This window comes from Streptomyces sp. NPDC101178 (genome assembly GCF_044767965.1).
Classification (GTDB): Bacteria; Actinomycetota; Actinomycetes; order Streptomycetales; family Streptomycetaceae; genus Streptomyces.
On record NZ_JBIWOZ010000007.1, the window covers coordinates 159,904 to 185,832 of the forward strand.

Genomic DNA, 25,929 nt, shown 5'->3' on the forward strand with positions numbered 1-25,929 from the left:
TCACCTTTTCCCCCGCCCGCACAGCGATCCGACCTCCTCTGTCCCGGCCGTCCGTCGAACAGCCTCACGGGATGCATGCCCCTGTACGCACACGGTCACGCTTGCCGGTGCGTCGACAGGAGCGCGGGCGGAGGCAGCGGGGGGCGCACGGGGAGACTCCGTACTGCGCGCGCCGTCAGCGGAGCTCAGGACAGCGCCCGGGGGCGCACCGACTCAAGGGCGGGGCACGTTACGGAGGTTGGAGCGGGCCATCTGGAGCATCCGGCCGACGCCGCCGTCCAGTACGACCTTGCTCGCGGAGAGCGCGAAGCCGGTGACCATGTCGGCCTTGATCTTCGGCGGGATGGAGAGCGCGTTGGGGTCGGTCACCACGTCCACGAGCGCCGGGCCCTTGTGCTTGAAGGCGTCCTTCAGCGCGGCCTGAAGCTGCTTGGGCTTCTCGACCCGCACTCCGTACGCACCGCAGGCGCGGGCCACGGCGGCGAAGTCCGGGTTCTTGTTGGTGGTGCCGTATGCGGGCAGCCCGCCGACCATCATCTCCAACTCCACCATGCCGAGCGAGGAGTTGTTGAAGAGGACCACCTTCACCGGCAGGTCGTACTGGACGAGGGTGAGGAAGTCGCCCATCAGCATGGAGAATCCGCCGTCGCCCGACATCGCCACGACCTGCCGGCCGCGGTCCACGAACTGCGCGCCGATCGCCTGCGGCAGTGCGTTGGCCATCGAGCCGTGGCTGAACGAACCGATCACGCGCCGACGGCCGTTGGGCGTCAGATAGCGGGCGGCCCAGACGTTGTTCATCCCGGTGTCGACGGTGAACACGGCGTCCTCGTCGGCCATGTCGTCCAGCACGGAGGCGACGTACTCGGGGTGGATCGGGGTGTGCTTCTCGACCTTGCGGGTGTACGCCTTGACGACCCCCTCCAGTGCGTCGGCGTGCTTCTTCAGCATCCGGTCGAGGAACTTGCGGTCGCTCTTGGGCTTCACCCGGGGCGTCAGACAGCGCAGCGTCTCGCGCACGTCACCCCAGACCGCGAGGTCCAACTTGGATCGCCGGCCCAGGCGTTCGGGCCGCACATCGACCTGGACGATCTTCACGTCGTCCGGGAGGAACGCGTTGTACGGGAAGTCCGTGCCGAGCAGGATCAGCAGATCGCACTCGTGGGTCGCCTCGTAGGCGGCGCCGTAACCGAGTAGTCCGCTCATGCCGACGTCGTACGGGTTGTCGTACTGGATCCACTCCTTGCCGCGCAGCGCGTGCCCCACCGGGGACTTGACCTTCTCGGCGAACTCCATCACCTCGGCGTGCGCGCCGGCGGTGCCGCTGCCGCAGAACAGCGTCACCCGCTTGGCCTCGTCCACCATCCGGCAGAGCTTGTCGATCTCGTCGTCGCCGGGCCGGACGGTCGGCCGCGAGGTGACCAGCGCGTGCTCGGCGGTCTTCTCCGGCGCGGCCTTGGAAGCGATGTCTCCCGGCATCGTCACCACGCTGACGCCGCCCTGGCCGATGGCGTGCTGGATGGCGCTCTGGAGGAGGCGCGGCATCTGCTCCGGGTTGGAGATCATCTCGTTGTAGTGGCTGCACTCCTGGAAGAGCAGCTCCGGGTGGGTCTCCTGGAAGTAGCCGAGCCCGATCTCGCTGGAGGGGATGTGCGAGGCGAGGGCGAGGACCGGGGCCATCGAGCGGTGCGCGTCGTACAGGCCGTTGATGAGGTGCAGGTTGCCGGGCCCGCAGGAGCCGGCGCAGGCCGCCAGGTTCCCGGTGATCTGGGCCTCGGCTCCGGCCGCGAAGGCGGCGGTCTCCTCGTGCCGGACGTGGATCCAGTCGATGGCCGAGTTACGCCGGATGGCGTCCACGACGGGGTTCAGGCTGTCGCCGACGACGCCGTACAGGCGCTTGACGCCCGCCCTGGCGAGAATGTCGACGAACTGCTCCGCCACGTTCTGCTTGGCCATGGGTGCGTACCCTTCCCTTGCCTCGTGCACTGTCGGCTGTCCGGACTCCGGAGGCCGAAACATCGGCCGGACGTGGGGCCTCCGGAGTCCATCAACCCATGGCGTACGCGGTTACGCCTCCCAGACCGCCGCACAGGTGCGGTCGTCGGCGTACCCCTTGACGCGGAGCTGGGTGTCGGCGAGGAAGGCGGGCAGCCCGGGCGGCCCCGGCGGGCCCCAGCGTTCGGCCAGCTCGGCCGGGAGCTCGGGTTCGTCGCGCATCGGTTCGGCCAGCCCGTTGCTGCAGAGCAGCAGCGTGTCACCCGGACGGGCCACGGAGGCCCGGAACCGGAAGAGTTCGGCGGGCGGCGGGGCGGGGCCGTCGCTGTACGGGGACGGGGGCGTGGTGATCTGGAGGTCCATGGTCAGCCGGTCACCGTCCGGCCCCTCCTCGCTCACCCCGGACGCGGCCTCCTCCGGAATCACGGGCTCCAGGTCCTGCCAGAGCCCGTCACGAAGGCGGAACAGACCGCCGCTGCCCACGCCGAAGAAGACCCGGGTGCGGCAGTCGGGGTCGGCGGAGAGCAGCAGGCACCGCAGGCTGGTGGTGTACTCCCCCGGTTCCAGGCCGAGCTCGGCGGCGCGGGCGCGGAGCTTTCCGTAGGTACGGTCGGTGAGCCGGTGCAGCCCCGACTTCAGGTCGGCCCGGCGGCCGGCCCTTATGTCCTCGGAGAGCCGGGCGTGGCTGCGGGCCACCGCACCGCCGATCCAGCGGCACGCGTCGGCCGCCGCGAGGTGCGCCCCCTCGCCCGCCCGCACGCCTCCGGCCACGGCGACGAGCACCAGCGCGCTCTCGGCCGCACCGAACCGGGCCGTGAGCAGCGCGTCCCGCCGGGGCTCACCCCGGAACCGCGCCGAATCGCCCCGCACGGAGGCGGCCCGCAGGGTGTACGTCCCGTACCGCGCGCCGTCCAGCACGGTGTCGGGGACCAGTTCGTCCAGGTTCTCCGAGGTGGCGGCGGGCAGGGCGACGGGTTCGGCGTCGTAGGTGGGTGGCCGGTCTCCCAGGTGGTCGACGAACGGCCGGGTCCCACCGCCGCCGTCGGCCGGGGCGTCGCTCGCGGCCCAGTCCGGCGGGAGCGTGTCCAGGGCGCCGGGGTCGCGCGCGGTGGCGGTTTCGGCGGCCGGAGGAGCGGTCGGCGGCTCGGGCTCGGGCGGCTTCGGCGCGGCGAAGGTACGGGGACCGGGCGGGCCGGCGGGCGCCTCCCAGGGAGCGGGAAAGGCGGTGTTACGGGGACCGGGGACGGCGGCCTGAGAGGCGGTCGCGACCGGGACCGGGACCGGCTCCGCCTTCGACTCCGGCTCCGGCTCTTCGGCCGGTGGCGCCTGCTCGCGGTAGGGGTCCCAGGCTGTGCGGGGATCAGGTCTCACCTCCGGCAACGGTTCCGGCTCGAACTCCGGCTCCACCGGCTCGTTCACCGTGTCCGACACGGAGTCGAAGCGGTCGTCGAGGCTGTCGGGTGCGCTGCTCGGACCGGTGTCCGGCGCGGTCTCGTCGTACAGCTTCCGCCACCAGTCGTCCTCGTGGGCGGCGGGCTTCTCCCCCTGCTGACTCATGCCCCTATTGTCCACCGCGAAGGCCGCCCGAAAACGGGACATCCGGAAAAAGTGGCCCGCACATGAGGTCCGCCGGACGACCCCACCCCCCCACGGGAAGGACGCCCGGCGGACCGGTCGGTGTGATCATCGGATGTGCAGGTCGTCGATACTGGAGTGGCGCAACACTGGCAGAGGGACCAGGGGTGCAGGGGATGATGTGCGCGGCGGGTTTACGCCGTGGCCCTTTTCCGCCACGGCGAACCGGCCGGAACGGGCGCTGCGACGCGCGATCACGACACCGGGGAGGGTCGGGAGATGCTGGGGGCACTGGGTCTCGACGAGAGGCAGGAAGCCGCGTACCGGGCGCTGGTGGCGGCGGGAGCGGCGGAACTCACCGATCTCGCGCACCGGCTGTCCCTCCCGGAGGCGGATGCCGAGCGGGTGCTGCGGCGGCTGGAACAGCAAGGTCTGGCCGCCCAGTCCTCGGCCCGTCCGGGCCGCTGGGTGGCGGCCCCGCCGGGCGTGGCGCTGGGGGCCCTGCTGATCCAGCAGCGCCACGAGCTGGAGCAGGCGGAGCTGGCGTCGGCGCTGCTGGCGGCGGAGTACCGGGCGGAGGCGAGCGAGCCCGAGGTGCACGATCTGGTGGAGGTGGTGACCGGGTCCGCGGCGGTCGCCCAGCGCTTCCACCAGTTGCAACTCGGGGCGGCGGCCGAGGTGTGCGCGCTGGTCACCGGCAAGCCGATCGCGGTGACCGGCATGGAGAACGAGTCGGAGGAACGGGCGGCCTCGCGCGGGGTCGCCTACCGGGTGGTCGTCGAGCGCGAGGTGCTGTCGCTGCCGTCGGGGATCCTGGAACTGTCGGCGGCGCTGAGCCGGGACGAACAGTGCCGGGTGGTCGACCGGGTGCCGACGAAGCTGGTGATCGCCGACGGGACCACGGCGATGGTCCCGCTGACCGGGCGCGGCGCCGAGCCCGCCGCCCTGGTCGTGCACGCCAGCGGGCTGCTGGAGTCGCTGATGGGCCTCTTCGAGGCGGTGTGGCGGGAGGCGATGCCGCTGCGGCTGGGTGAGGGCGACGGCGGGCTGCACGAGGACGGCGTCGGCCCCGACCCCACCGATCTGGAGATCCTCTCGCTGCTGCTGGCCGGGCTGACCGACGCCAGCGTGGCCAAGCAGCTGGAACTGGGGCTGCGGACCGTGCAGCGCCGGGTCAAGGGCCTCATGGAACTGACCGGGGTCTCCACCCGGCTCCAGCTGGGCTGGCATGCGTACGAGCGGGGCTGGGTCGCCCGTTCCGCGCCGCCCGGACCGCCATCGGTGCAGGTCGCGGGGGTGCGCTGACCGCGCGGAGCGGTGCACTCTCCGGCAGGCTGGTCGGATGAGTGTGTGGCAGCTCGTCGGCGTGGGCCTGGTCATGCTGCTGGGCCTGGTCGGGGTCCTGGTGCCGGGCGTGCCGGGCCAGGCGATCGTCTGGGCGGCGGTGCTGTGGTGGGCGCTGACGGACATGACCCCGACGGCCTGGGGTGTCCTGATCGGCGCAACGGCCCTGATGCTGGTGAACCAGGCCCTCAAACCGCTGCTGCCGCCGCGCCGCCCGGGTGAGTCGGGCGCACCCCGCCGGACGTTGATGATCGGCGGGGTCACGGGGATCGTGGGCTTCTTCGTGGTGCCCGTGGTGGGCGGCATCGCCGGGTTCGTGGGGGCGATCTACGGGGCGGAGCGGCTGCGGCTGGGCAGCCGTGGCGCGGGCTGGACGTCGGTGCGCTCGGTGATGCGGGCGACGGGCTACGCGGTGCTGGTGGAGCTGTTCGCCTGCCTGCTGGTGGCGGGCGCCTGGCTGGGCGCGCTGATCTGGGGCTGACGGTGCCCGGTGGGACGAACGGGCCGGTGGGCGGCCGTCTCCAGATGGCGTACGGCGTACGAACGCCAGGGCCGCCACCGTTCGGCCCCTTCCGTCCCGTACGGATCCACGTCCGGATCGCCGAGCGCCCGCATCCGGATCAGCGCGGCGGTCCGCCGGTCCACTCCGGGCAGCGCGGCGAGCATCCGTTCCGCCTCCTCGCGGTCGGCCCCGGCGTCCAGCCGCAGCTCACCGTCGGCGAGCGCGGTGGCCAGGGTCCGCAGAGCGGGTTCTACGACGGCACCGGCCAGGACGCCCGCCTCGGGGAAGACATGGGTGAGCGCGCCGCACGGCAGGTCCAGCACCTTCCCGTACCGCTCGACCAGCTCCTCCGCGCGCTCCCGCCCGGCCAGCGCCCGTACGGCCTCCTCCTCCGGATCCGCCGCCCCCGGCGAGCGCAGCCCGGGGCGGGCGGCGACCAGCGGGGCGAGCCGGGGGTCGGCGGCGAGGGCCTCGTCGACGGCGTACGGATCTGCGTCCAGGTCGAACAGCCGCCGCAGCCGCTGTACGGCGGTGGTCAGGTCGCGCAGATCGGTGAGGTGGATCCGGGCCTCCAGCCACGGTCCGGGCGAGGCCTCGTCGACGGCGGCGATCCCGGTCCCGTACGGCAGTCGGAGCGTACGCCGGTAGGTGCGGCGGCCCGGCGGTCCGCCCATCTCCTCGACCCGGGCCACAGCCCCCTCCCCCAGCAGGTCGAACATCGCGCCGGTGGCGTACGGGCCCCGATGGGCGAGCCGCAGCGGGATCCCGGCCCGCAGCCCCGTGCCCCGGCCACCGCCGAGCCCGGTCCCGGCCTCCGCGCGCAAGGCGCTCGGGGTGCGGGCGTAGATCCGGCGGATGGTGTCGTTGAACTGGCGGACGCTGGCGAACCCGGCCGCGAACGCGATCTCGGTGACCGGCAGGGCGGTGGTCTGCAGGAGCACCCGGGCGGTGTGGGAGCGCTGGGCGCGGGCGAGTGCGACGGGTCCGGCGCCGAGCTCGGCGTTGAGCTGGCGCTGGACCTGCCGGGCGCTGTAGCCGAGGCGCCCGGCGAGGCCGGGGACGCCTTCGCGGTCGACCACGCCGTCGCCGATCAGCCGCATGGCCCGGCCGACGGCATCGGCGCGGACGTTCCACTCGGCGGAACCGGGCACGGCGTCGGGGCGGCAGCGGCGGCAGGCCCGGAAGCCGCCGGCCTGGGCGGCGGCCGCGGTCGGGTAGAAGCGCACGTTGGCGCGTCGGGGGGTGACGGCGGGGCAGCTCGGCCGGCAGTAGATGCCGGTGGTGGTGACGGCGAAGAAGAACGCGCCGTCGAACCGTGCGTCGCGGCTGCTCACCGCCTCGTACCTGCTCCTGTCGTCCATCACACGGTCCAGTGTGCGGCAGCCGCCGCTGCCGCACTCGCGGTTTTCGGACGTCGCGTACGACGGCGGCTACCGCACCCGGCCACCGCGCTTGGCCTGCCCGGCCGCGCGTCCGGCGGCGCCCTTGCGCTTCCAGTCCTTCAGGATCTCCGAGCGGACCCGGGCATCGGTCTTGGCGACGATCCGCTGGTTCTCGCGGAGCAGCTTGCGGTAGCTCTCCAGCCGCCGGTCGGGCAGGGTGCCGTCCGCGAGCGCGCCGAGAACCGCGCATCCGGGCTCGCTCGCGTGGGCGCAGTCGTGGAACCGGCAGCGGGCCGCCAGCTCCTCGATCTCCGCGAACAGCTCCCCGACCCCGGTCCCGGCGTCGAAGAGGCCGACCCCGCGCAGCCCGGGGGTGTCGATGAGGACACCGCCGTGCGGCAGGACGAGGAGGTTGCGGGTGGTGGTGGTGTGCCGGCCCTTGCCGTCGACGTCCCGGGCAGCCCGCACCTCCATCACGTCCCGGCCGAGCAGGGTGTTGGCGAGGGTGGACTTACCGGCTCCGGAGATGCCGAGCAGCACGCTCGTACCGCCGGAAACCACCGCGCCGAACACCTCAAGCCCCTCACCGGTGGTGGAGCTGACGGGAAGGACCTGGACGCCGGGCGCGACGGCCTGGATGTCCTGGACGAGGTGGGACAGGGTGACCGGGTCGGGCACCAGGTCGGCCTTGGTGAGCAGCACGATCGGCTCGGGCCGGTGCTCACCGGGACCGTGGCCATCGCTCAGCAGCGCGGCACCGTCGGAGCTGGACAGGGCGAGCGCGAGGAAGCGCTCGATCCGTCCGAGGTCCAGCTCGACGGCGAGCGAGACGCAGATGACGATGTGGTCGATGTTGGTGGCGAGCACCTGGCCCTCGGAACGCTCCGAAGAGGTGGAGCGGACGAAGGCGGTCCGGCGCGGCAGCAACGTACGGACGAACCGCGGATCACCGTCCGCGTCGAGCGCCACCCAGTCCCCGGTGCAGACGATCCGCATCGGGTCGCGCGGCACCACGAACGCGGTGTCGGCCCGGACCGGGCCGTCGGGGGTGATCACGTCGCACCGGCCACGGTCCACGCGCACGACGCGTCCCGGCACGAAGCCCTGCTCGGCGTGAGGGGAGAAGGCTGCCGCCCAGTCGTCGTCCCAGCCGTACGGAGTCAGCGGGTGCGAGGAGGACGGAACCGGAAGAAACGAGAAAGACAAGGGAAACCCTTCACAGGGTGGCCCCGGCGCCGCGCGCTCGGCGCGGAAGATCGGTGGAGTGGGTCAGCCGGTGGCCACGGGGGTGGGAACGATGCTCTTCTGGTTGTGGGCAGTGCCCATCGCAACGACAGTCATCAATGTCCTCACCTCCTGGTTCCTCGGGTTTTCGTTTCCTCGGTGTCCGACGCGGCTCACCATAGCCGCGCCGCTCCCGACGACGTCAACAGGTTTTCCGGTGCCCGCGCCGGAGTTACCCCGTGATCTCCCTGATCTCCACCGATCTCCCCCGATCGGGTGATACGCATGCATAGCAGCCGGTCCGGGGCCATTAAGGTGCCGGTCATGACCACACCTCAGACCTCCACCGGCACGTTCACACCGGCCCAGTTGGGCACCCAGATCCTGATCGGCTGGAGCAGCCGGCAGACCGGCGCCGACCAGGACACCGCCTACCTCCTCGCCTACTCGCTCGGCGACGGGCAGGACGGCCCGGAGGCCGGCCGGAACGCGCTGCGCATCGCGCTGGAGCGGGCGGGTCTCCAGGTCGGCGGTCCGATCCAGGACGCGGCCGAGGCGCCGGGCATCCAGGCGAAGCTCCTCGTCCAGGCGGGCCAGGCGGTCCTGACGATGCCTCACCTGAAGGCGCAGTACCCGGCCCCCCCGGAGTGGCTCGCGGCCGCGCTCGGACAGGGCCAGGTGTACGGGATGTTCGCCACGGCCCCGTGGCCGGAGGCCGTTCCGGGGCAGCCGGTCAGCGAGGACCAGCTGCGGGCCTTCGCGGCGAACGAGGAGGTCGTCCGCACCGCCGCCCACTGCCTGCTCCCGGTCCGTTCGATCGGCTGACCCGCGCCCGCCACCCGGGTATGACGGTGCCCACCACCCCCCGTGGAGTGGTGGGCACCGTCGCGTCGCGGTCGCGCCGCGAGGGGCGCGGTGCCGTGACAACGAGGGCGGGCGGCCCGGAGAGTGAACCCCGGACCGCCCGCGCTCGAAACGTCAGGCTGTGGTGCGTCAGTTGTTGCCGACGCCGTTGCCCGAGAGGACCGGGATGTCGTCCAGGATGTGCGACAGGGGCTCGTCGCCCTTCGCCTGGGTCGAGTTGTCGGTGCACTGCTGGTTCTGCGGGTTGGACAGGACGTTGATGTCCTGGACCGTGATCGGCACCAGGCCGACGAGCGAACCGACGTTGACCTTGGCGGGCAGGCCGACGCAGAGCTTGTTCAGGGTGCCCTGGACGAGCTGGTTCTGCGGGCTCCAGTCGCCCTTGGTCTCGGCGTTGCCGATCTCCGACTCGGCACCGTTGCCGTTGACGGTGGTGGTGCCACCGTCGTTGCCGATCGCCATGGCCGTGGGAGCCGCGACTGCGGACAGGCCGAGCAGGGACACGGCCACTGCGGCGCCGGCCATCATCTTCTTCATCAACTTCACCTTTCGGAGCGTCCCGTTGTGGAACGTACTGATCAACTGCCGGAGACCGGATCGGTTGCGCAGTACCACTCAAATGGGTTCGTTCCGGCGCAAGGTCGACGCCACTGCCCAAGGAGGTGTCCGGCGGATCAGGACCGGGCCTCAGCCGCCGGATGCCTCGCCGGACGTGCGGGCCGCCGGTACGAAACCGGCGCCGTGGCGGAGGACGGGTTCCGGCCGCGGTTCGGACATCGGGTGGTCGCGTCCGGCGGCCCGCCACTCGGCGACGAGCCGGTCGTAGATCGGCGTGGAGCCCGGTGCGGGCCACGGCTCTCTGCTCTGCGAGGTCTGACTGTCGTACGGATCCATGGAGGGGCCTTACCCGGCCCGGCGCGGATCGTCAGCCGGGGCTACGGCATCCGGCCCAAGCGTGTGCCCCGTCCGGAGGGCCCAGGACACGGCGAAGGGCCAGCCGGGTCCGGTCGGGCGAAGAACGGTCGCCGTACGGACGGGCTGGCCCCACGCGGGTCACGCGGTGCGGACCGGAGCTACCCGGCCTCAGTTGTTGCCGGCACCGTTGCCCGAGAGGATCGGGATGTCGTTCAGCAGGTGCGACAGAGCCTCGTCACCCTTGGCCTGGGTGGAGTTCTCGGTGCACTGCTGGTTCTGCGGCGAGGACAGGACGTTGATGTCCTGGACGGAGATCGGCACCAGGCCGACCAGCGAGCCGAGGTTGGCCTTGGCCGGCAGCGCGATGCAGGGCTTGTTGAGCGAGCCCTGGATCAGCGCGAACTGCGGGCTCCAGTCACCGTGGGTGGCGGAGTTGCCGTAGGCCTGCGAGGCGCCGTTGCCGTTGACGGTGGTGGTGCCGCCGTCGTTGGCGGTCGCCATGGCGGACGGGGCGGCCGCGGCGGAGACACCGACGACGGAGACGGCAACCGCCGCCGAGGCCATGATCTTCTTGAGCATGAGAGAGCCCTTCCGGGGAGTGATGCGGATCGGTGAAGGAACCAGGAGGAACGGTCGTTCCGCGGCGGTCAGCCGCCGAGGGGAACGCCCCCGAGCAGCGGAGCGGCGCTCTCGGCCGCACCGGTCGCCTGGCCCGCCAGCTTGCCGACCGTGCCGTCCTTCGACACCGTTTCGGTGGTCTCGGCGACGGTGTCCACCAGCGGGTTCACGACCTGCGGGGCGCTGGCCATCACCTGGTTGAGGCCGCTGTCGAGGCTGAAGTTGGGGGCCGTGGGGACAGTAGCGGCGAACGCGGGAGCGGCCGTTCCGAGGGCAGCCACGGAGCCGACAACGAGTGCGGCGGTCTTCGCGTACTTCACTTTTCTGGTTCCCTTCTGCGCGGCGTCTGCTTCGGTCACGTCTCCGTGCCGCACACAAGCTTTCTTTACCTGTGCCTTCCGCCGCTTTCCTCAGGGATAACGATCAGGCCGGGTGGGAGAAACTGCGCCCGTGCGACTTTCTCCCACCGAAGGTGCGGGGAATTGCGGCGGGCAGAACAAAGGCCCCGGGCGGCCGATGCCGTCCCGGGGCCGACCGGTTCCGGGCGCGGGACCCGGCCGGTCAGATGCTCACGCGTTGACGCAGGTGTTCCCGAAGGCCGGGTTCAGCAGGCCGATCACGTTGACGGTGTTACCGCAGACGTTGACCGGGATGTGCACCGGGACCTGCACGATGTTGCCGGACAGCACGCCCGGGGAGCCCGCGGCGATGGCCTCGGCGCCCGAGTCGGCCATGGCCGGCGCGGCGGCACCCATCGCCATGAGCGTACCGGCGGCGACTGCGGCAACCTTGGTGTACTTCACTTTATCTATCCCTTTCCTCGGCGGAGTCCGGTGCGGTCACGACTGTCGTGTCCGCCCGAGCCAGGTCCTGATCGCTCGCGACTCCGGCGCTGTCCTACGTAACGATGAACATCCGGGTACGAAACTGTTCCACGGGCGGATTCCCGGATATCCGCCCGAATGCCGCAACGGCTGTCGGGCCGCGCGGCGGAAATGCGGCCGGAGAGGCCGTACCGCATTACCGGTGAAACGACGGGCCCGAGCCGCTCGGTGGAGGAACGCCGATGGCCCGGGCCCGAGTTGAGCGGCTGCGGATCAGCCGTTGCCGGCACCGTTGCCCGAGAGGATCGGGATGTCCTCCAGGATGTGCGACAGGGCCTCGTCGCCCTTGGCCTGGGTGGAGTTCTCGGTGCACTGCTGGTTCTGCGGCGAGGACAGGACATTGATGTCCTGGACCGTGATCGGCACCAGGCCGACCAGCGAGCCGAGGTTGGCCTTGGCCGGCAGCGCGATGCAGGGCTTGTTGAGCGAGCCCTGGATCAGCGCGAACTGCGGGCTCCAGTCACCGTGGGTCTCGGAGTTGCCGTACGACTGCGAAGCGCCGTTGCCGTTGACCGTCGTGGTACCGCCGTCGTTGGCGATCGCCATGGCCTGCGTCGAGCCGAGCCCGAGGATGGAGGCGGCGACAGCGCCCGTAGCAAGAACCTTCTTGATCACGATTAACCCTTCTCGTACCGGTCGCCCCGTGGCGGGGCCCCCTGATCAACTCGGGGCCGGGTGTTTGGTTCCGTACATTCACCCGAATGCCGGGCACGGGGGCGCACTGCGCGGGAGTGCGACCGGCCCGCGCCCGTATGCGCCTTTACCACCACCTCTGTTCGCACGACCATCTGTTCGTGAAGGAATTGCGGAAGCGGCGTCGGGCACGCCCCTCCGAACGGGTCGACCTGCGCGGAGCGCCGTCCCGCCGCGCGCCCATCGCCGCGCATCCCGTATGACGGTCAACACCGTTGATCAACAGCAAAGTTGAGGCTGAATCGTTTCCCTTCAACGGAAGCCCGGTCAGAGGGCGGTTCACTCCATCCATCCGTTCGGGTGATTACACAATTCCCACGCGTCCCGGAGTTTCCCGCGCGCCCGCCGCTCGTTAGGGCAATCGTCCAGCGCGCACGTGTAACGACTTTGACCACGGCTTTGCGTAGGGGTGACCCGGGGGGGTCCGTCACGACAACGGCACCGCCCGACAGGCTCCGCGCGCGAAGTACCCACGCGAATGTCCTCGCGAATGTCCTAAGGAAGGGCAAGTAATGCGACAGGCCTTGAACAAAAGCATGATCGTCATGGCGGCCACGTCGGGCCTCCTGGCCGTGGCCGGCGGTGCCGCACACGCCGACTCCTCGGCCGAGGGCGCTGCCGTCGGTTCGCCGGGCGTCGGTTCGGGCAACGCCGTGCAGGTGCCGGTGCACGTCCCGGTCAACGTGTGCGGCAACACCGTCAATGTGATCGCCCTGTTGAACCCCGCGTTCGGCAACTCCTGCGCGAACGTGAGCGGCCCGAAGGACCACTACCCGCCGACCGAGCCTCCGGTCGAGGAGCCGCCCACCGAGGAGCCCCCGGTCGACGAGCCCCCGACGGAGGAGCCGCCCACCGAGGAGCCCCCGACGGAGGAGCCGCCCACCGAGGAGCCCCCGGTCGAGGAGCCCCCGACGGAGGAGCCGCCGGTGGACGAGCCGCCCACCGAGGAGCCTCCGGTCGACGAGCCGCCCACCGAGCAGCCCCCCGTCGACCAGCCGCCGGTCGACGAGCCGCCCACCGGGCAGCCGCCCACCGACACTCCCGGATCGAACACTCCCGGCCCCAACACCCCCGGTACGCACACCCCCGGCTCCGACACTCCGGGCCTGGCCGACACCGGTGCGGCCGGTCTCGGCCTGGCGGCAGGCGCCAGTGCCGCGATGCTGCTGGGCGGGACGGTGCTGATGCGCCGCACCCGTAACGCGCGGGACTGATAAGCCACCCGCCGCAGGAACGAGGTCCGGCCGGACAGCGGGGACTGTCCGGCCGGACCTTCTCCATGCCGGGGAGCGCCCGGAAACGCCCGGGAGCTTCAGGAAATGGGTGCGCGCGGCGGCTGCGTCGCGTACCGGAGTGGTCGGCGGCGGCATCGGCGGCTGTGCGGCCATGGGGCAGGACGACGTGGACGTCTCGTTCCGTGGTGTGCCGGCGGGCACGCGGCACTACCTGTACGCGCAGCCAGGCGTCGGTGTCACGGCGTGACGCGTTCGAAGACGGCGGCGAGTGCCTGGCCGCCGCCGATGCACATCGTCTCCAGGCCGTAGCGGCCCTCGCGGCGGTGGAGTTCGCGGGTGAGCGTGGCGAGGATGCGGGCTCCGGTGGCGCCGACCGGGTGGCCGAGCGAGATGCCCGAGCCGTTGACGTTGATCCGCTGCTCGTGGTCGGTCTCGCCGAGGCCCAACTCATGTGTGCAGGCGAGGACCTGGGCGGCGAACGCCTCGTTCAGCTCGATCAGGTCGAGGTCGGCGAGCGTGAGGCCGGCCCGGTCCAGTGCCGTGCGGGTGGCGGCGACGGGGGCGATGCCCATGGTGGCGGCGGGGACGCCGGCGCGGGCGCAGGAGACGAGGCGGACGAGCGGGGTGAGGCCGAGGCGCTCCGCCGTCCCGGCGCTGGTGACCAGGCAGGCGGCGGCCGCGTCGTTCTGGCCGCTGGCGTTGCCGGCCGTGACGGTGGCCTCGGGGTCGGACTTGGCCAGCACCGGGCGGAGGGAGGCGAGTTGTTCGGCGGTGGTGTCGGGGCGGGGGTGTTCGTCGGCGGTGACGGTGGTCTCGCCCTTGCGGGTGGTGACGGTGACGGGGACGGTCTCCGCCGCGTACCGGCCCTCGGCGATGGCGGTGGCCGCCCGCTGCTGCGAGCGCAGGGCCAGGGCGTCCTGGTCGGCCCGGCTGATGCCGTACGCGCGGCGCAGGTTCTCCGCCGTCTCGATCATGCCGCCGGGCACCGGGTGGTGGAGGCCTCCGGCGGTGACCCGGCCCCGGGCCAGGGAGTCGTGGAGCTGCAGGCCAGGGCCTTTGATGCCCCAGCGGCCGTCGTGCGTGTAGTAGGGCGCGGCGCTCATGACGTCGACCCCGCCGGCGATCACGACCTCGCTGAATCCGGCCTGGATCTGCATCGCCGCGTCCAGCACCGCCTGGAGCCCGGAGCCGCAGCGGCGGTCGATCTGGGTGCCGGTCACGGTGGAGGGCAGCCCGGCGTCCAGGGCGGCGACCCGGCCGATGGCGGGGGCTTCGCTGGTCGGGTAGGCGTGGCCGAGGATCACCTCGTCGACCCGGTCGGGGTCGATGCCCGTACGGTCGACGATCTCCGCGATGACGCGTGCGGCCAGTGCGGCCGGTGTCTGCTGCGCGAACGCTCCGCCGAAGCGGCCGATGGGGGTGCGCAGCGGTTCGCAGATGACGACTTCGAGCGGCACGGAGGGGCCTTTCCTGAGGGCGGGGGCGGTACGCGCGGGTCCAGTGACCTTCGCATCGCTGCACTGAGTCGGTCCAATATCGAATGTGCGGCGAATCAGGAGGCCGTACGTCTCAATCGAGCGTACGCACGGGGGTCGGCAGCGCTTCCTCCGCCACGGCGAGCACCGCGCGCAGCGCGGCGGAAGGGTTGTCGGAGCGCCAGGCCAGCGCGGCGCTCAGGCGGATCGGCGGTCCGGCGAGCGGGCGGTAGACCAGGCCGTTCTGCTGGATGTGCTGGACGGAGGTGACCGTGAGCGTGACGCCGACGCCGGCGGCGACCAGGGCGAGGATCGTGTACGAGTCCGGGGCCTCCTGGACGACCCTCGGGGTGAATCCGGCGCTCTCGCAGGCCTCGGTCATGGCGTCGCGGACGGTGGAGCCGGAGTTGGCGGGGAAGGAGACGAACGGTTCACCGGCGAGTACGGCTAGGGGTACGGCCTCGCGCCGGGCGAGCGGGTGGTCGAAGGGCAGGGCGCAGACCAGCTCCTCCTCGTCGATCACCCGGTGGGCGACGCCGGGCCGGGTGACCGGCAGCCGGACGAAGCCGAGGTCGAGCGAGCCGTCGGCGACCCGGGCGAGGGCGGTGTTGGCGTACGTCTGGCCCGTCATGACGAGTTCGAGCCCGGGGTGGGCGGCGCGCACGGCCCGGGTGAGCTGGGGCAGCGTCTCGTGGCTGGAGGCTCCGGCGAAGCCGATGGTGACCCGCCCGTACTCGCCCCTCCCCGCCGATCTGGCGGCCCGTACGGCGGTGTCCAGGTCGTCCAGGACGGTCCGTACGGGTTCGAGGAAGGACTCACCCGCGCTGGTGAGCCGGACCGAGCGGGTGTTGCGGTGGAAGAGCTGGACGCCGAGCTCCTTCTCCAGCTGGCGGATCCGCTGGCTCAGCGGCGGCTGGGCCATCTGGAGCCGCTTGGCGGCCCGGCCGAAGTGCAGCTCCTCGGCCACGGCGAGGAAGGCGTCGAGGTGGCGTAGCTCCATGGGATGCCTCCTCCTGTCGGCGATACTCCCGGCGTCTCGATCCGACCTTAATTCGGTATTGGACAGCCATCAATGGCGCTGACACCGTGAGGTGCGCGGAGGCGGACGATGAGGAGAAGCGTGGACCGGACGGCCGGCAAGGTCATGTCGATGCGGGAGGCCGTCGCCGCCTTCGTCCACGACGGGGACACCGTGAGCCTCGAAGGGTTCACCCATCTCATCCCGACCGCCGCCGGGCACGAGATCATCCGGCAGGGCCGCCGCGATCTCACGGTCGTCCGGATGACCGCGGACATCGTGGTGGACCAGATGCTGGCCGCCGGATGCGTGACACGGCTGGTCTCCTCCTTCGTGGGCAACTCCTCGGCCGGTTCGCTCGGTGAGCTGCGGCGGCGCATCGAGCACGCGGATCCCGAGCCACTGGCGTACGAGGAGTACAGCCATTACGGGATGGTCTGCCGCTACCTCGCCGGTGCGCAGCGGCTGCCGTTCCACCCGCTGCGCTCGTACGCGGGCAGCGATCTGCCGTCGGTCAACCCCGGTATCCGTAAGGTCACTTCGCCGTATCCGGCCGCCGACGGGAGCGCCGAGCAGATCTACGTGGTCCCGCCGGTCAACCCGGACGTGACGATCATCCACGCCCAGCGCGCCGACCGCCGCGGCAACACCCAGATCTGGGGGCTGACCGGCGTCCAGGCCGAGGCGGTGTACGCGGCGGAGAAGGCGGTCGTGGTGGTGGAGGAGCTGGTGGCGGACGAGGTGGTCCGCGCGGACCCGAACCGCACCCTCGTCCCGGCCCACGCGGTCGACGCGGTGGTGCACTGCCCGCGCGGGGCGCATCCGTCGTTCGCGCAGGGCTACTACGACCGGGACAACGCCTTCTACCGGGCCTGGTCCGCGATCAGCGAGGACCCGGTGCGGCTGCGGGCGTGGCTGGAGGAGTGGGTGTACGGAACCGCCGACCACGCCGCGTACGTGGCGAAGCTCGGCGAGGAGTTCTGGGCGTCGCTCGCGGTCGGCGAGGCGCTGAGCGGGCAGGTCGACTACGGGAGGCGGCTGTGAGCGGGCGGGACATGAAGGCCGCCGGGGCCGTCACCTCCTCCGAGGTGCTCTCCGTCGTCGCCGCGCGCGAACTGGCGGGCCGGCGCGCCGTGTTCGCGGGGATCGGGCTGCCGACCCTGGCGGTGGAGCTGGCGGCGCTGACCGTCGCGCCGGGCATCGAGGTGGTGTACGAGTCCGGGGTCTGCGGCGCGCATCCCTCGCAGCTGCCGGAGACCATCGCGGACGCGGTGCTGATCACGGGCGCAGAGGCGGTGCTGTCGATGCCCGCGCTGTTCGGCTCGGTGCTCCAGGGCGGACACATCGACGTCGGCTTCCTCGGGGCCGCGCAGATCGACCGGTGGGGCAACCTCAACACCTCGGTGATCGGTGCGTGGGAGAGCCCGGCCGTGCGGCTGCCGGGCTCCGGCGGCGCGGTCGAGGTGATGGCCAACGCCCGGGAGGTGTTCGTGGTGATGCGCCGCCACACTCCGCGCTCCTTCGCCGGAGAGCTCGACTTCTGTACGACGCCCGGTCCCGATCGGGCGCTCGCGGACGGCATCCGCCCGCTCGGCACCGGCGTCACCCGGGTCATCACCGAGCTGGGCCTCCTCGCCCGCGACGGCGTCGGCGACGAGCTGCGGCTGGTCGCCGTGCATTCCGGAGTCACCGTCGACCAGGTGCGGGCCGCGACCGGCTGGGAGCTGAAGGTGGCCGACACGGTCGCGACGGTGGAGCCGCCCACCGATGCGGAACTGCGGCTCCTGCGCGACGATGTCGACCCGCACCGCGTCTACCTCCGCTGACCTCCTCCTCATGACCACCATCGCCGGAAGGGCCTCAACTGCCATGCGTATCAGGATCGTCGGAGCCGGGGCCATGGGCCGTGGCATCGCCCAGTGGGCCGCGAGCGCGGGACACACCGTGGAGCTGGGCGACGTACGGGCAAAGGCGGTCGCGGAGGCCGTGGAGTTCGTCGTCTCGATGCTGGACCGGGCGGTGGCCAAGGGCCGGATGACCGCCGCCGACCGGGACGCGTCCGTGGCGCGGCTGGTGCCGCTGACCGACCCGTGGTCCGCCGGGCCGGACGTGGAGCTGGTCATCGAGGCCGTACGGGAGGATCTGGAGACCAAGGCCGAGGTGTTCGGCAAGCTGGAGCGGGCGCTGCCGTCCTCCGCCGTCTTCGCGACCAACACCTCCTCCCTGTCGGTGACCCGGATCGCGGCGACCCTCCAGGACCCGTCGCGCCTGGCCGGGCTGCACTTCTTCAACCCGGTGCCGCTGATGCGGATCGTGGAGGTGGTACCGGGCGCGGCGACCCGCCCGGAGATCCCGGCCGCGCTGACCGGGCTGGTGGAGGGGTGCGGACACCGGGCGGTGACCGTGGCCGACACCCCTGGGTTTCTGGTCAACCACGCGGGTCGCGGGCTGGTGACGGAGGCGCTGGCGCTGCTGGAGGAGTCGGTGGCGGGTCCCGCCGACATCGACCGGATCGCGCGGGACGTGCTGGGGCTGCGGATGGGCCCGTTCGAGCTGATGGACCTCACCGGGCTGGACGTCACGGCCGCGGTGATCGACTCGGTCTGGCAGGGCTTCCGGTACGAGGACCGGCTCCGGCCTTCATATCTCACGCCGAACCGGGTGGTGGCGGGGCTGCACGGCCGGAAGACCGGGCAGGGCTGGTACGCGTACGGCGGAGGCGCGGAGGGACCTGTTCCGGAGCCGGCGGTGACCGGGGACGGCGACCGGCCGGTGTTCCTGGCGCCGAACGGCTCCGTGGAGACGACGGCGTACGTGGACGCGCTCGCCGGTGCGCTGGAGGCGGCCGGGGTCCGGGTCGAGCGGGGCGACGGGCCGTCCGCCGAGGCGCTGGTGCTGGTGCCGGTGTGGGGCACGACGGTGTCCGGTGCGATCCGGGCGGGCGGGTTGCCGACGGAGCGGACGGTGGGCGTGGAGGTGCTGCCTTCGGCCGGGCGGCGGCGGGTCCTGGCGGTGACGGCCGCCACCGGTCCGGCGGCGGCCCGGGACGCGCGGGCGGTGCTGGCGCGGGCGGCGGGCGGTGAGCCGCACGCGGTGACGGTGGTGCGGGACACGGCGGGCTCGGTCGCGCAGCGGCTGCTGTCGTCGATCGTCGCGGTCGGCGCCTCGATCGCGGAGCGTTCGCTCGCCACCCCGGCCGACATCGACCTGGCGGTGACGACCGGCCTCGGCTATCCGGCCGGGCCGCTGGCCTGGGGCGAGCGGATCGGGGCCGCGCGGCTGCTGGAGCTCCAGCGCTCGCTGCACGCAGTGACGGGCGACCCGCGCCACCGGCCGACGCGGTGGGTGACGGAGCGGGCGGATCTGGGGCTGGCGCTGACGGAGGCGGGGACTTCGGTGGGTGACTGCTGGGGGTAGCCGGGCCGTCCGGCGTCCGATTCGTACAAGACCGTGGGGACGTCCTGCGCCTACCGTCGTCCCATGACTCCACGATTCGACGCGATCAGCATCATCACGGCCGACCTGGCGGCCTCGCTCGCCTTCTACCGCAGGCTCGGCCTCGACATCCCGGCCGGGGCGGAGGCCGCCCCGCATGTGGAGGTGGTCCTGCCGGGCGGGCAGCGGCTGCTGTGGGACACGGAGGAGGTCATCCTCTCGTTCGACCCGGGCTGGGAGCGCCCGGCGGGCGGGGAGCGGCTGGGGCTGGCGTTCGTGTGTGCCGGCCCGGCGGAGGTGGACGCGCTGTACGCGGAGCTGACCGGTGCCGGGTACACGGGGCATCTGAAGCCGTGGGACGCGGTGTGGGGGCAGCGCTACGCGGTGGTGCTGGATCCGGACGGCAGCGGGGTCTCACTGTTCGCGTCCGTACCTTCGGAAGAGAAATAGGTTCCGAGGGTCGTGCCGGCCAGGTCACGCATCTCGCGCGCGAGGTGGGCCTGGTCGGTACAGCCCGCCACCGGGGCGGCTTCGGCGTACGGGAGGCCGGTGCGGATGAGTTCCAGGGCGCGCTGGAGGCGGAGGATGCGGGCCAGCGTCTTGGGGCCGTAGCCGAAGGCGGCCAGGGAGCGGCGGTGGAGCTGGCGGGCGCCGAGCCCGGCCTCCGCCGCCGTCGCCGCGACCGTACGGCCCCGGCGCAGGCCTTCGGCGACGGCGACCGTGCGGGGGTCCGGCGGCCCGGTCTCGGCGATCCGGTCCAGGGCGAACCTTTCCAGGGTCGCCGCGGGGTCGGGGGCCTCGTCGATCCGCTCGGTGAGGCGGCGTACGGTCGCGGAGGGCCAGAGGTCGGCCAGCTCCGCCCGGCGGTCGCGCAGCAGTGACGCCGGCAGGCCGAGGAGTACGGGCGCGGTGCCGGGGGCGAACCGGATCGCGGCGCAGGAGGCCCGGTTCCGCGGCTCCACCGCGAAGGCGTGGGTGTCCGGGCCGGCGACGACGATGCGGCCGCCGGTCCAGATCAGGTCCATGCAGCCGTCGGGCAGGACCGAGCGGGGCTCGCGCAGTGGACGGGCGGGGGCGTCCCAGGTCCAGACGACGGCACCGGGCAGGCGGGAGGGCCGTTCCTGGTACCGATGCTGCTGCTCCTGGGGCATGTTTCCACGCTAGCGCGCTAGGAGGTGTCCGGCGGATCGGGGCCGGACAGGCCGCGGCGTCCGGTGCGGTGCGTCGCAAGGTGTCGGAACGTCCTCATCGCGGAGCGATTCGGGTGTTTCGGCAACGCCGCTAGGTGCCGGGCCAGGCGTCGTGGACCCGGCTCGGATCCGCCGGACACGCCCGAGGTCAGGCCGACGGCGGGCCGGAGTCGTCGCGGGGCTGCCCGGCCTCCGTGGCCTTGGTCTCCTTGACCTTGGTCTCCTTGGTCTCCTTCGGCTCCTTCTCCCAGGTCGACTGGAGCCGCGACTTGACGTCGTCGGGCGGCAGGAAGCGGGACCAGCGTTCGGGGAACTCCGACGGCATGTAGGCCGGGCCGTCGTCCTCGTCCTCCTCTTCGTCCCCGGTGTCCCCGGTGGCCGGGCGGGTGCGGGCGACGAACTCGGCGGCCTGGGCGGCGCGGACGCGTTCGGTGGCCTCGCGGGCGGCGGCGGTGGCGAGCGAGGGCCACACGCGGTCGATGGCGGCGTTGACCGCGGCGCCGACCAGGACGGCGAAGGCGGAGATGCCGATCCAGAGCAGGACGGCGATCGGTGCCGCCAAGGAGCCGTAGATCGTGGGGCCTTCGACCGTGTTCGTGAGGTAGATCCGGAGCAGGAAGCTGCCGAGCACCCACATCCCGAGCGCCACGAGCGCGCCGGGCACGTCCTCGATCCACGGTGAACGGACCGGGACGGAGACGTGGTAGAGCGTCGTGAGGAACGCGATCGTCAGCAGTATCACCACCGGCCAGTACAGGACGGCGATGACCTCGGTGCCCCACGGCACGAACTCGACCACCCGGTCCGGGCCGACGACGAGCAGCGGCAGCACCACCGCGCCCAGCAGCAGGGCGACGACGTACAGCAGGAAGGCGAGCAGGCGGGTCTTGACGATGCCGCGGTGGCCGTCGAGGCCGTACATGACGGTGATGGTGTCGATGAAGACGTTCACCGCGCGGGAGCCGGACCACAGGGCGATGGCGAAGCCGATGGAGATCACGTCGGGACGGGCGCCGGTGGTGACGTCGGCCAGCAGCGGTTTGGCGAACTCGTTGACCCCGCGCTCGGAGAGCACGGTCTGCGAGGCCGAGAGGATGTTGCGCTCGATGGAGGCGACCGTCTCGGTGGTCGTCCACTCGTCGACGTAACCGAGCAGTCCGATCATGCCGAGCAGCAGCGGCGGCAGGGAGAGCAGGGTGAAGAAGGCCGCCTCGGCCGCCAGCCCGAGGATCCGGTACTCGATGCACGAGTTGACGGTGTCCTTGAGCAACTGCCACGCCATCCGCCGCTTGGAGACGTTGCGGTAGAGCACTCGGGCCCGGTGGAGCCGGCCCGGTGGCCGCTCGGGTGTTTCATTTGCTGCCTGCACCTCCTTACCGTATCGGCATGGCAGCCACCACCCACACAGTGACCAATCAGGTTCCGCCGCTGGTCGGCTATGACGTCTTCGCCGCCGACCGGGCCCTGTCCGAGGCCGTCGAGCGGCACATCGAGCCGGGCGTCCTGCCCGTGGCGCGGGAGGAACTCAGCACGCTCGGGCAGTCGGCGGGCTCGGTGCAGGCCCAGGCGTGGGGTGCACAGGCCAACGAACAGCCGCCCGTTCTGCGTACTCATGACCGGTATGGAAACCGGATCGACGAAGTGGAGTTCCATCCCTCCTGGCACCGGCTCCTGGGCCACGCGGTCTCCGCCGGGCTGACCGATGCCTGGGGCCGTCCGGCCGGGCATGTGCGGCGTGCGGCCGGGTTCCTGGTCTGGACGCAGGCGGAGGCGGGCCACGGCTGTCCGCTCTCGATGACGCACGCCGCCGTGCCCGCGCTGCGGACCGACCCGTTGCTGGCCGCCGAGTGGGAGCCGCTGCTGACCTCGTACGTGTACGAGGAGGGGCTGCGCACCCCGACACGGAAGGCCGGAGTGCTCTTCGGGATGGGCATGACGGAGAAGCAGGGCGGCACCGACGTACGGTCCAACACGACCCGGGCCGAGCCGGTCTCCGGGGAGGGCGAGTACCTGCTCACCGGGCACAAGTGGTTCTGTTCGGCGCCGATGTCGGACGGGTTCCTGGTGCTGGCGCAGGCGCCGGGCGGGCTGACCTGCTTCCTCGTGCCGCGGGTCCTGCCGGACGGTTCGCGCAACGTGTTCGCGATCCAGCGGCTCAAGGACAAGCTCGGCAACAAGTCCAACGCCTCCAGCGAGGTCGAGTTCGACGGGACGTGGGCCCGCCGGGTCGGCGAGGAGGGGCGCGGCGTGCGCACCATCATCGAGATGGTGGCGGCCACCCGGCTGGACTGCGTGGTGGGTTCGGCGGCGCTGATGCGGCAGGCGGTGGCGCAGGCGACCCACCACTCCACCCACCGCTCCGCGTTCGGCGGGCTGCTGATCGACAAGCCGCTGATGCGCAACGTGCTGGCCGACCTGGCGCTGGAGTCGGAGGCGGCCACCGTCCTGGCGATGCGGCTGGCCTCGGCGTACGACACGGACACCGAGGAGGAGCGGGCGTTCCTGCGGATCGCGGTGCCGGCCGCGAAGTACTGGGTCACCAAGCGGTGCACGCCGGTCGTCGGCGAGGCGCTGGAGTGCCTGGGCGGCAACGGGTACGTGGAGGAGTCCGGCATGCCCCGGCTGCTCCGTGAGGCTCCGCTCAACTCGATCTGGGAGGGCTCGGGCAACGTACAGGCGCTGGACGTGCTGCGGGCGCTGCAGCGTGAGCCGCAGGCGCTGGACGCGTTCCTGCGGGAGGTCGGGAAGGCGCGCGGGGCCGATCACCGGCTGGACGCGGCGATCAAGGACCTGCTGACCGAGCTGGCGGACCTGGAGGGGATCGAGGCGCGGGCCCGGCGGCTGGTGGAGCGGATGGCGCTGGTGCTCCAGGGGTCGCTGCTGGTGCGGTGGGCGCCGCCGGAGGTCTCCGACGCGTTCTGCGCCTCGCGGCTCGGCGGGGACTGGGGCACGGCGTTCGGGACGCTGCCGCACAGTCTGGATCTGGCCTCGGTGGTGGCACGGGCCCGGCCGGTCGCGGAGTAGGTACCGGGGCTGAGCGACGGAGGGTGGTGCTGCGCCGACACGGCACCACCCTCCACGCTTGAACCGTGCCGCTCGCCGGGCACGGGCCCGGCGTACGGCACGCTCCCACTCTCGTACGGTTCGGTGCGGCATCGCCAGAGTTGCAAAGGGTTGCAACCATTGTGTGGACTGCGCGGCGGGGGTGCCCGGGCAGCGGCAGGATGGGGCCGGAGAGCTCACAGTGTTTCGGGGGGAACGGGTGGGGACCATGAGTCGGACGAGATCTGCCGGAGCGGTGCGCGTGATCGGCGGGGAGGCGGAGCGGGCGACCCGGCTGCTCCACCGGGCCAGGGAGGCCAGGCTGGCGGGCGAGCGGTCCTCCGTCGCCCCACGGGCGGAGATCGACGCCTCGTGGGAGCGTGTCGTGCGCAGCGGTATCGACCCCGGGCAGTCGCCGGAGAGCGAGCTGCTGCGGGCGGAGGAGATCGAGCACCGGCGGCACAGTACGGCGCTCGGCGAGGTGATGCCGGTACTGCGGGCCGGGCTCGCCTCCATCGCGGACGCCGCGCAGCAGATCATGGTGGTCACCGACGCGGAGGGCCGGGTGCTCTGGCGCCAGGGCGACTCCGGGGTCATGCACCGGGCGCACGACATCTGCCTGGAGGAGGGGGCGGCCTGGGCGGAGGCGGCGACGGGGACGAACGCGATCGGTACGGCGCTGGCCGCCCGCGCGCCGATCCAGGTCCACTCGGCCGAGCACTTCATCCGGGCCCTGCACAACTGGACCTGCGCGGCGGCACCGGTCCGCGACCCGCGCGACGGGCGGCTGGTGGGGATCGTCGACATCAGCGGTCCGGCCGCCACCTTCCATCCGGCGACGCTGGCCCTGGTGGACTCGGTGGCGCGGCTCGCGGAGGCCGAGATCCGTACCCGGCACCTGGTGGCGATCGAACGGCTGCGCGCGGTGGCGGCGCCGATCCTGTGCCGGCTGGGCGGCCGGGCGCTGGTGGTGGACACGCACGGGTGGCTGGCGGCGGTGACGGGGATGCCGCCGGTGGACCGGCTGCCGTTGCCGAAGTCGCTGGTGGCGGGAAGGGTGTGGCTGCCTTCGCTCGGGATGTGCCGGGTGGAGCCGCTGCCGGGCGGGTGGCTGGTGCAGGTGTCGGACGGTACGGCGGAGAGGGCGCCGCGCCGGGCGGTGCTCGACCTGAGCCGGCCGCGGGCGCTGGCCGTGCACCTGGTGGGGCCGCTCGGGACCTCGACGCAGCGGCTCTCGCCGCGCCACGCGGAGCTGCTGTACGCGCTGGCGGTGCACCGGGAGGGCCGCAGCGCCTCCGAGCTGGCGCAGGACATCTTCGGGGACCCGACCCGGACGGTGACGGTACGGGCCGAGGTCTCGCGGCTGAGGCGCCATCTGGCGGAGGTCCTGGCGCACCGCCCGTACCGCTTCGGCGACGGCGTGGAGGTGGAGGTGGTCCACCCGGAGCATCCGGGCGACCTGTTGCCGCACTCGAAGGCGCCGGTGGTGACGGGGGCGCGGCGGGGCGCCTCACAGGGCTGACCGGGCCCGCTGTGCGCCGGTCGGCGGCGGCATGGTTTCGTGGCCGCCATGAGCAACCCCGCGCAGCACTCCGTACCGACCGCCGAGGCCACCAGGACGACCGGGGCCGAGGCGACCGCGGCGACCACCGAGGTCACCACCTGGTCGCTGGAGCAGACCTCGCCCGCCGATCTGCGGCCCGCCGCCGTACCGGAGGGTGACCTGCGGATCGTGCGGTCCGAGGTGCCGCTGCCGGAGTTCAACCGCTTCCTCTACTCCGCCGTGGGCGGCGACATCCGGTGGACCGACCGGCTGGCGATGACGTACGAGCAGTGGCGCGAGGAGCTGGAGCGGCCCGGGTCCGAGACCTGGGTGGCGTACGCGAACGGGACGCCCGCCGGGTACGTCCAGCTGGACGCCCAGGACGGCGGTGCGGTCGAGATCCTGTACTTCGGGCTGATCCCGGCCTTCCGGGGGCGGCGGATCGGCGGTCACCTGCTCTCGTACGGAGCGGCGCGCGCCTGGGACCTGGCGGAACGCTGGCCGGAGCGGCCGGCGACCGAGCGGGTCTGGCTGCACACGTGCTCCAAGGACGGTCCGTACGCGATGGACAACTATCTGCGCCGGGGCTTCCGGCTCTTCGGCACGAAGACCGAGGTGGAGCCGGACGTGGCGACCCCGGGACCGTGGCCGGGGGCGTACGGCGCCTGATCCCGCCACCGAGGCCGTCTCCGGTCCCGCCTGGGGGCGATTTATCCCCATTGCCGCCGACGCCACCTGTGACCGGCACCACATTGTCTCACGCCTCGGGACCCTGCCGTCCACATCGTGGATAGTGGTGGACTGGCCCGAGATCCGCGTGACACGCTTCCGTCATGCCTGGAACTGGAATTGCCTTGGTGAGTCGGCGCCACGTCGACCTCTGCCGCATGTCCAGCGCCATCTGTCCGGCGCGCTGAGAGCCCCAGCACCCCGCCGCACCCTTAACCTCTGACACTGCCCCGCGCACCGCCGCGCCTCCGCGCGAGTGTGCCGCT

At 72.3% G+C, this 25,929-nt stretch carries 27 protein-coding genes; 13 read left to right on the top strand and 14 right to left on the bottom strand.

The window, feature by feature from the left end:
* Positions 1-213 precede the first annotated feature (213 nt).
* Positions 214-1,956 (bottom strand): pyruvate dehydrogenase, encoded by a 1,743-nt coding sequence (locus ACIRR8_RS21155; protein ID WP_404066927.1) that lies wholly within the window; start codon positions 1,954-1,956, stop codon positions 214-216.
* A gap of 111 nt (positions 1,957-2,067) precedes the next feature.
* Entirely contained in the window at positions 2,068-3,552 is a 1,485-nt protein-coding gene (locus ACIRR8_RS21160; RefSeq protein ID WP_404066930.1) for a protein phosphatase 2C domain-containing protein, read from the bottom strand.
* A gap of 297 nt (positions 3,553-3,849) precedes the next feature.
* On the opposite strand from ACIRR8_RS21160, the gene ACIRR8_RS21165 reads away from it, so the two are divergent.
* Both ACIRR8_RS21165 and ACIRR8_RS21170 read left to right on the top strand, forming a co-directional pair.
* On the top strand, positions 3,850-4,875 hold the full coding sequence (locus ACIRR8_RS21165; RefSeq protein WP_404066932.1) for a helix-turn-helix domain-containing protein: 1,026 nt from the start codon (positions 3,850-3,852) through the stop codon (positions 4,873-4,875).
* 37 nt (positions 4,876-4,912) lie between these two features.
* Complete coding sequence (locus ACIRR8_RS21170) at positions 4,913-5,395, top strand: DUF456 domain-containing protein (protein ID WP_404066935.1); 483 nt, start codon at positions 4,913-4,915, stop codon at positions 5,393-5,395.
* Here the strand turns inward: ACIRR8_RS21170 and ACIRR8_RS21175 are convergent.
* Both ACIRR8_RS21175 and rsgA read right to left on the bottom strand, forming a co-directional pair.
* Positions 5,320-6,777 (bottom strand): DNA-3-methyladenine glycosylase 2 family protein, encoded by a 1,458-nt coding sequence (locus tag ACIRR8_RS21175; RefSeq protein WP_404067574.1) that lies wholly within the window; start codon positions 6,775-6,777, stop codon positions 5,320-5,322. The genes ACIRR8_RS21170 and ACIRR8_RS21175 overlap by 76 nt on opposite strands.
* A gap of 69 nt (positions 6,778-6,846) precedes the next feature.
* A complete protein-coding gene (gene rsgA, locus ACIRR8_RS21180) occupies positions 6,847-8,004 on the bottom strand; it encodes a ribosome small subunit-dependent GTPase A (protein WP_404066938.1) in 1,158 nt (385 codons plus the stop codon).
* A 342-nt stretch (positions 8,005-8,346) separates the two neighbouring features.
* On the opposite strand from rsgA, the gene ACIRR8_RS21185 reads away from it, so the two are divergent.
* Complete coding sequence (locus tag ACIRR8_RS21185) at positions 8,347-8,847, top strand: DUF5949 family protein (RefSeq protein WP_404066941.1); 501 nt, start codon at positions 8,347-8,349, stop codon at positions 8,845-8,847.
* A 168-nt stretch (positions 8,848-9,015) separates the two neighbouring features.
* Here the strand turns inward: ACIRR8_RS21185 and ACIRR8_RS21190 are convergent, their stop codons facing one another.
* The 6 genes from ACIRR8_RS21190 to ACIRR8_RS21215 all read right to left on the bottom strand — a co-directional run bounded on the left by ACIRR8_RS21190 (position 9,016) and on the right by ACIRR8_RS21215 (position 11,918).
* On the bottom strand, positions 9,016-9,423 hold the full coding sequence (locus ACIRR8_RS21190) for a rodlin (RefSeq protein ID WP_404066943.1): 408 nt from the start codon (positions 9,421-9,423) through the stop codon (positions 9,016-9,018).
* A 150-nt stretch (positions 9,424-9,573) separates the two neighbouring features.
* The gene (locus ACIRR8_RS21195) at positions 9,574-9,780 is read right to left on the bottom strand and encodes a hypothetical protein (protein ID WP_404066946.1); all 207 of its coding nucleotides are present in this window, start codon (positions 9,778-9,780) and stop codon (positions 9,574-9,576) included.
* Positions 9,781-9,969: 189 nt separating this feature from the next.
* Positions 9,970-10,380, bottom strand: coding sequence for a rodlin (locus ACIRR8_RS21200; protein ID WP_404066948.1), 411 nt, complete (start codon positions 10,378-10,380; stop codon positions 9,970-9,972).
* A gap of 68 nt (positions 10,381-10,448) precedes the next feature.
* Positions 10,449-10,739, bottom strand: a complete 291-nt coding sequence (locus ACIRR8_RS21205; protein ID WP_404067577.1) for a hypothetical protein — start codon at positions 10,737-10,739, stop codon at positions 10,449-10,451.
* Between the two features lie 249 nt (positions 10,740-10,988).
* Positions 10,989-11,222 (bottom strand): chaplin, encoded by a 234-nt coding sequence (locus ACIRR8_RS21210; protein WP_093686515.1) that lies wholly within the window; start codon positions 11,220-11,222, stop codon positions 10,989-10,991.
* A gap of 294 nt (positions 11,223-11,516) precedes the next feature.
* Positions 11,517-11,918 carry a rodlin gene (locus ACIRR8_RS21215; RefSeq protein ID WP_073881655.1) on the bottom strand — a complete coding sequence of 134 codons (402 nt, stop codon included), beginning with the start codon at positions 11,916-11,918 and terminating at the stop codon, positions 11,517-11,519.
* Positions 11,919-12,508: 590 nt separating this feature from the next.
* Here ACIRR8_RS21215 and ACIRR8_RS21220 point away from each other — a divergent pair.
* Both ACIRR8_RS21220 and ACIRR8_RS21225 read left to right on the top strand, forming a co-directional pair.
* The gene (locus ACIRR8_RS21220) at positions 12,509-13,210 is read left to right on the top strand and encodes a chaplin family protein (RefSeq protein WP_404066951.1); all 702 of its coding nucleotides are present in this window, start codon (positions 12,509-12,511) and stop codon (positions 13,208-13,210) included.
* A 109-nt stretch (positions 13,211-13,319) separates the two neighbouring features.
* Complete coding sequence (locus tag ACIRR8_RS21225) at positions 13,320-13,478, top strand: hypothetical protein (protein ID WP_404066953.1); 159 nt, start codon at positions 13,320-13,322, stop codon at positions 13,476-13,478.
* Here ACIRR8_RS21225 and ACIRR8_RS21230 read toward each other — a convergent pair.
* Together ACIRR8_RS21230 and ACIRR8_RS21235 are read right to left on the bottom strand one after the other, a co-directional pair.
* Positions 13,468-14,688, bottom strand: a complete 1,221-nt coding sequence (locus ACIRR8_RS21230) for an acetyl-CoA C-acetyltransferase (RefSeq protein ID WP_404066956.1) — start codon at positions 14,686-14,688, stop codon at positions 13,468-13,470. The genes ACIRR8_RS21225 and ACIRR8_RS21230 overlap by 11 nt on opposite strands.
* A gap of 112 nt (positions 14,689-14,800) precedes the next feature.
* Entirely contained in the window at positions 14,801-15,706 is a 906-nt protein-coding gene (locus ACIRR8_RS21235) for a LysR family transcriptional regulator (RefSeq protein ID WP_404066958.1), read from the bottom strand.
* A 120-nt stretch (positions 15,707-15,826) separates the two neighbouring features.
* Here ACIRR8_RS21235 and ACIRR8_RS21240 point away from each other — a divergent pair, with 120 nt between their 5' ends.
* The 4 genes from ACIRR8_RS21240 to ACIRR8_RS21255 all read left to right on the top strand — a co-directional run bounded on the left by ACIRR8_RS21240 (position 15,827) and on the right by ACIRR8_RS21255 (position 19,609).
* Complete coding sequence (locus tag ACIRR8_RS21240; RefSeq protein ID WP_404066961.1) at positions 15,827-16,768, top strand: CoA transferase subunit A; 942 nt, start codon at positions 15,827-15,829, stop codon at positions 16,766-16,768.
* Positions 16,769-16,779: 11 nt separating this feature from the next.
* On the top strand, positions 16,780-17,550 hold the full coding sequence (locus ACIRR8_RS21245; protein WP_404067580.1) for a CoA-transferase subunit beta: 771 nt from the start codon (positions 16,780-16,782) through the stop codon (positions 17,548-17,550).
* Between the two features lie 43 nt (positions 17,551-17,593).
* Positions 17,594-19,141, top strand: coding sequence for a 3-hydroxyacyl-CoA dehydrogenase (locus ACIRR8_RS21250; RefSeq protein ID WP_404066964.1), 1,548 nt, complete (start codon positions 17,594-17,596; stop codon positions 19,139-19,141).
* A 63-nt stretch (positions 19,142-19,204) separates the two neighbouring features.
* Positions 19,205-19,609, top strand: a complete 405-nt coding sequence (locus ACIRR8_RS21255) for a VOC family protein (RefSeq protein ID WP_404066967.1) — start codon at positions 19,205-19,207, stop codon at positions 19,607-19,609.
* Here ACIRR8_RS21255 and ACIRR8_RS21260 read toward each other — a convergent pair.
* Together ACIRR8_RS21260 and ACIRR8_RS21265 are read right to left on the bottom strand one after the other, a co-directional pair.
* On the bottom strand, positions 19,537-20,310 hold the full coding sequence (locus ACIRR8_RS21260) for a DUF6597 domain-containing transcriptional factor (protein ID WP_404066970.1): 774 nt from the start codon (positions 20,308-20,310) through the stop codon (positions 19,537-19,539). The genes ACIRR8_RS21255 and ACIRR8_RS21260 overlap by 73 nt on opposite strands.
* A 187-nt stretch (positions 20,311-20,497) precedes the next feature.
* A complete protein-coding gene (locus ACIRR8_RS21265; protein ID WP_404067583.1) occupies positions 20,498-21,661 on the bottom strand; it encodes a YihY/virulence factor BrkB family protein in 1,164 nt (387 codons plus the stop codon).
* Positions 21,662-21,735: 74 nt separating this feature from the next.
* Here ACIRR8_RS21265 and ACIRR8_RS21270 point away from each other — a divergent pair, with 74 nt between their 5' ends.
* From ACIRR8_RS21270 to ACIRR8_RS21285, 4 genes are all read left to right on the top strand, one after another.
* Complete coding sequence (locus ACIRR8_RS21270) at positions 21,736-23,373, top strand: acyl-CoA dehydrogenase family protein (RefSeq protein ID WP_404066973.1); 1,638 nt, start codon at positions 21,736-21,738, stop codon at positions 23,371-23,373.
* Positions 23,374-23,620: 247 nt separating this feature from the next.
* The gene (locus ACIRR8_RS21275) at positions 23,621-24,913 is read left to right on the top strand and encodes a GAF domain-containing protein (RefSeq protein WP_404066976.1); all 1,293 of its coding nucleotides are present in this window, start codon (positions 23,621-23,623) and stop codon (positions 24,911-24,913) included.
* Between the two features lie 48 nt (positions 24,914-24,961).
* Positions 24,962-25,603 (top strand): GNAT family N-acetyltransferase, encoded by a 642-nt coding sequence (locus ACIRR8_RS21280; protein WP_404066978.1) that lies wholly within the window; start codon positions 24,962-24,964, stop codon positions 25,601-25,603.
* A gap of 164 nt (positions 25,604-25,767) precedes the next feature.
* Positions 25,768-25,851, top strand: a complete 84-nt coding sequence (locus ACIRR8_RS21285; protein ID WP_323136651.1) for a putative leader peptide — start codon at positions 25,768-25,770, stop codon at positions 25,849-25,851.
* The last annotated feature ends 78 nt before the right edge of the window (positions 25,852-25,929 follow it).

Bases quoted from the DNA above. Each gene is read 5' to 3' on its own strand.
- ACIRR8_RS21260 (WP_404066970.1), bottom strand. From the start codon at position 20,310: ATGCCCCAGGAGCAGCAGCATCGGTACCAGGAACGGCCCTCCCGCCTG.
- ACIRR8_RS21280 (WP_404066978.1), top strand. From the start codon at position 24,962: ATGAGCAACCCCGCGCAGCACTCCGTACCGACCGCCGAGGCCACCAGG.
- ACIRR8_RS21220 (WP_404066951.1), top strand. From the start codon at position 12,509: ATGCGACAGGCCTTGAACAAAAGCATGATCGTCATGGCGGCCACGTCG.
- ACIRR8_RS21270 (WP_404066973.1), top strand. From the start codon at position 21,736: ATGGCAGCCACCACCCACACAGTGACCAATCAGGTTCCGCCGCTGGTC.
- ACIRR8_RS21245 (WP_404067580.1), top strand. From the start codon at position 16,780: ATGAAGGCCGCCGGGGCCGTCACCTCCTCCGAGGTGCTCTCCGTCGTC.
- ACIRR8_RS21255 (WP_404066967.1), top strand. From the start codon at position 19,205: ATGACTCCACGATTCGACGCGATCAGCATCATCACGGCCGACCTGGCG.
- ACIRR8_RS21170 (WP_404066935.1), top strand. From the start codon at position 4,913: ATGAGTGTGTGGCAGCTCGTCGGCGTGGGCCTGGTCATGCTGCTGGGC.
- ACIRR8_RS21160 (WP_404066930.1), bottom strand. From the start codon at position 3,552: ATGAGTCAGCAGGGGGAGAAGCCCGCCGCCCACGAGGACGACTGGTGG.
- ACIRR8_RS21275 (WP_404066976.1), top strand. From the start codon at position 23,621: ATGAGTCGGACGAGATCTGCCGGAGCGGTGCGCGTGATCGGCGGGGAG.
- ACIRR8_RS21200 (WP_404066948.1), bottom strand. From the start codon at position 10,380: ATGCTCAAGAAGATCATGGCCTCGGCGGCGGTTGCCGTCTCCGTCGTC.
- ACIRR8_RS21195 (WP_404066946.1), bottom strand. From the start codon at position 9,780: ATGGATCCGTACGACAGTCAGACCTCGCAGAGCAGAGAGCCGTGGCCC.
- ACIRR8_RS21285 (WP_323136651.1), top strand. From the start codon at position 25,768: ATGCCTGGAACTGGAATTGCCTTGGTGAGTCGGCGCCACGTCGACCTC.
- ACIRR8_RS21165 (WP_404066932.1), top strand. From the start codon at position 3,850: ATGCTGGGGGCACTGGGTCTCGACGAGAGGCAGGAAGCCGCGTACCGG.
- ACIRR8_RS21235 (WP_404066958.1), bottom strand. From the start codon at position 15,706: ATGGAGCTACGCCACCTCGACGCCTTCCTCGCCGTGGCCGAGGAGCTG.
- ACIRR8_RS21175 (WP_404067574.1), bottom strand. From the start codon at position 6,777: ATGGACGACAGGAGCAGGTACGAGGCGGTGAGCAGCCGCGACGCACGG.
- ACIRR8_RS21185 (WP_404066941.1), top strand. From the start codon at position 8,347: ATGACCACACCTCAGACCTCCACCGGCACGTTCACACCGGCCCAGTTG.
- ACIRR8_RS21190 (WP_404066943.1), bottom strand. From the start codon at position 9,423: ATGAAGAAGATGATGGCCGGCGCCGCAGTGGCCGTGTCCCTGCTCGGC.
- ACIRR8_RS21250 (WP_404066964.1), top strand. From the start codon at position 17,594: ATGCGTATCAGGATCGTCGGAGCCGGGGCCATGGGCCGTGGCATCGCC.
- ACIRR8_RS21155 (WP_404066927.1), bottom strand. From the start codon at position 1,956: ATGGCCAAGCAGAACGTGGCGGAGCAGTTCGTCGACATTCTCGCCAGG.